This window comes from Hansschlegelia beijingensis (assembly GCF_045505405.1).
GTDB lineage: Bacteria > Pseudomonadota > Alphaproteobacteria > Rhizobiales > Methylopilaceae > Methylopila > Methylopila beijingensis_A.
This window is the reverse complement of the sequence record NZ_JBJKEX010000355.1, coordinates 1-3,104: the sequence shown is the minus strand read 5'-3', so window position 1 is coordinate 3,104 and position 3,104 is coordinate 1. Positions and strand designations below refer to the sequence as shown.

At 73.3% G+C, this 3,104-nt stretch carries 1 protein-coding gene; it reads left to right on the top strand.

Features of this window, described 5'->3' with window-relative positions; genetic code table 11:
* Window positions 1-3,101 (top strand): alpha-2-macroglobulin family protein (locus ACIKT0_RS15900; RefSeq protein WP_407106317.1); only part of this gene is annotated, 3,101 nt, incomplete at its 5' end.
* Between the last annotated feature and the right edge of the window lie 3 nt (window positions 3,102-3,104).

The following is a 3,104-nucleotide window of genomic DNA, read 5'->3' as shown; positions in this document are numbered from 1 at the left end:
CCAACGGCCGCGCGACGGTCCGCGTGGCCGAGCCGCCCCTGCCCGAGACCACGCGGCCGCTCGAAGCCGAGATCGCGCTGCGGCTGGCGGAGCCTTCGGGCCGGACCCTCGAGCGCAAGCTGATCCTGCCGGTCGCGGCCTCGGGCCCGCGCATCGGCGTGAAGCCGCTGTTCGCCGACCGCGTCGGCGACGGCGAGACCGCCCGCTTCGACGTGCGCGTCCTGGGGCCCGACGGCAAGGGCGCGGCCGCGCAGGGGCTCGCCTGGCAGTTGGTCCGGATCGAGACGAGCTACCAGTGGTACGCCACCAACGGGCGCTGGAATTTCGAGACCGTCAATCGCGCCCGCCGGGTCGCGGACGGCAAGCTCGACGTCGCCGCCGACGGCCCCGCGCGGGTGGAGGCCAAGGTCGCCTATGGGCGTTATCGCCTCGAGGTTACGAGCGCGGACCCGCAGGGGCCCGCCACCAGCGTGGCCTTCGACGCCGGCTTCTTCGCCGCCGCGTCCACCGACACGCCCGACATGATGGACGTCGCGCTCGACAAGCCGAGCTACCGGACGGGCGAGACCGCGACCGTCACCCTCGCCTCCCGCTTCGCCGGCCGCGCCACCGTGATGGTCGTCGGCTCCGGCGTGGTGGACCAGACGACGCTGGACGTGTCGGAAAAGGGCGGAACGGCGACCTTCCCGGTGACCGACGCGTGGCGGCCCGGGGCCTATGTGGTGGCCTTCGTGCACCGCCCGCTCGACGCGAAGGCGAGCCGCATGCCCGGCCGCGCGATCGGCGTCGCGCACGCGCAGATCGACGCCGCCGACCGCACCCTGGGGGTCGCGATCGACGTTCCCGGGCAGGTGGAGCCCCGGCGCTCGCTCGACGTGCCCGTGCGGCTGACGAACCTCGCGGCCGGCGAGAAGGCCTATGTTACGCTCGCGGCGGTCGACGTCGGGATCTTGAACCTGACGGGCTACAAGCCCCCGGCTCCCGACGAGGCGGTCTACGGCCAGCGCAAGCTCGCGACCGAGATCCGCGACCTCTATGGCCAGTTGATCGACGGCATGGGGGCGAAGGCCGGCAAGATCCGCTCGGGCGGCGACGACACCGGCGCGGGCGGGTTGCAGGACACGCCGACCCAGGCGCCGCTGGCGCTGTTCTCCGGACTCGTGCCTGTCGGCCCCGGCGGCGAAGCCGTCATCCCGATCGAACTGCCGGCGTTCAACGGCACGGTCAGGCTGATGGCCGTGGCGTGGTCGGCCGGCAAGCTCGGCCACGCCGCGAAGGATCTCGTGGTCGCCGACCCGGTGGTGGCGACGACGGCTCTGCCGCGCTTTCTCGCCGACGGCGATTCCTCGCGGCTGAGGCTCGACCTCGACAACGTCGCGGGCCCCGCAGGCGAGTATCAGGTCGACGTCGCGGTCTCCGGCCCGCTCTCCGCCTCCGCCGCCTCGAAGAAGCTCACGCTGGCGGCCAAGGCGCGCGGGACGGTCGAGTTCCCGCTCGCGGCGCACGGCGTCGGCGCCGGACGGATCGACGTCACGCTCAGGGGGCCTGACGGACGCACGCTGGCGCAGGCGCTCGCGCTCGACGTCAAGCCGGCCGCCGCGCCGGTGACGCGACGCAGCGTCGTGGCACTGGCCGAGGGCGCGAGCGTGACAGTGTCTCGCGACACGCTCGCCGACATCATTCCCGGGACGGGTTCGGTCGCGCTGACCGTCGGCAAGCCTGGCATGCTCGACGCCGCGACCTTCAAGCTGGCGCTCGACGGCTACCCTTACGCCTGCTCGGAACAGCTCTCGAGCCGGTTGCTGGCGCTCGCCTATGGCGACGAGCTCGGGCTGTCGGGCGCCGCGCCCGAGGAGGTGAAGGCGCGCGCCTCGGAGATGATCGAGCGCATCCTGTCGCGCCAGGACTCCAACGGCTCCTTCGGGATGTGGTCCGCGGAGGGCGGCGACCTCTGGCTCGACGCCTATGTCACGGACGCGCTCGGCCGGGCGCGGGCGGCGGGCTTCCCCGCCTCTGACCGCGCCTTCAGCCAGGCGCTCGACAACCTGCGCAACGCCATCGGCGTGCGGCAGGATTCGACCGAAAGCGACGTCGCCTACGCCTATTACGTGCTGGCCAAGCAGGGTCGTCCGCTGCTGGGCGACCTGCGCTACCTGGCCGACGTGAAGATCGAGGAGTTCGCAAGCCCGCTCGCCCGTGCGCAGATCGGCGCGGCGCTCGCACAGGCCGGCGACTTCGCCCGCGCCAGGAAGGCGTTCGCGGCGGCCGAGATCAACCCGCCGGACGATTCCGCCCGCGCCGACTTCGGCTCGGTGCTCCGGGATCGCGCCGGGATCGTGGCGCTCGCGGCGGAGAACCGCATCGACGCCCTCGCCTCGCCCGCCGCCATTCGCGGGGTCATGACCGCGCGGAGCGGCCGCGAGGTTCTGACCACGCAGGAGAACGCCTGGCTGCTGCTCGCCGCACGCGCGCTGAAGGCCCGGAGCGCCGATCTCACGCTGACGGTCGACGGAGCACCCCACAAGGGCGCGCTTGATGCGACCTTCACGCCCGAGCGTCTCGCGGCCGCGGCCTCGACCGTGACCAACGCCGGCCGAACGCCGCTGGAGGCGGTGGTGACCGTGAAGGGCGCTCCGGCCTCGCCGGAGCCGCCGGCGGAGAACGGCTTCCACCTCGAGCGGCGCTTCTACACGCCCGCCGGCGTCGAGGTGGATCCCGCCAGGGTGGCCCAGAACACGAGGCTCGTCGCGGTGCTCACCGTGACCGAGGCGGAGCCGCGCCCCGGCCGCGTGCTGCTCGTCGACCGGCTGCCGGCCGGCTTCGAGATCGACAACCCGGCGCTGGTGACGAGCGCGAGCTCCGACGCTTTCGCGTTCCTCGGAGACGCGCCTCCGCCGGCCCATTCCGAATTTCGCGACGACCGCTTCGTCGCGGCGTTCGACCGGGAGGCGGACGCGCCGGCGGTCTACACCGCCGCCTATGTGGTGCGCGCCGTCGCCCCGGGCCGCTACGCGCAGCCAGCCGCGACGGTCGAGGACATGTACCGGGCCGAGCGCTTCGCCCGCACCGGCGTCGGCGTCGTGGAGGTGACCACGAAGTGAGCC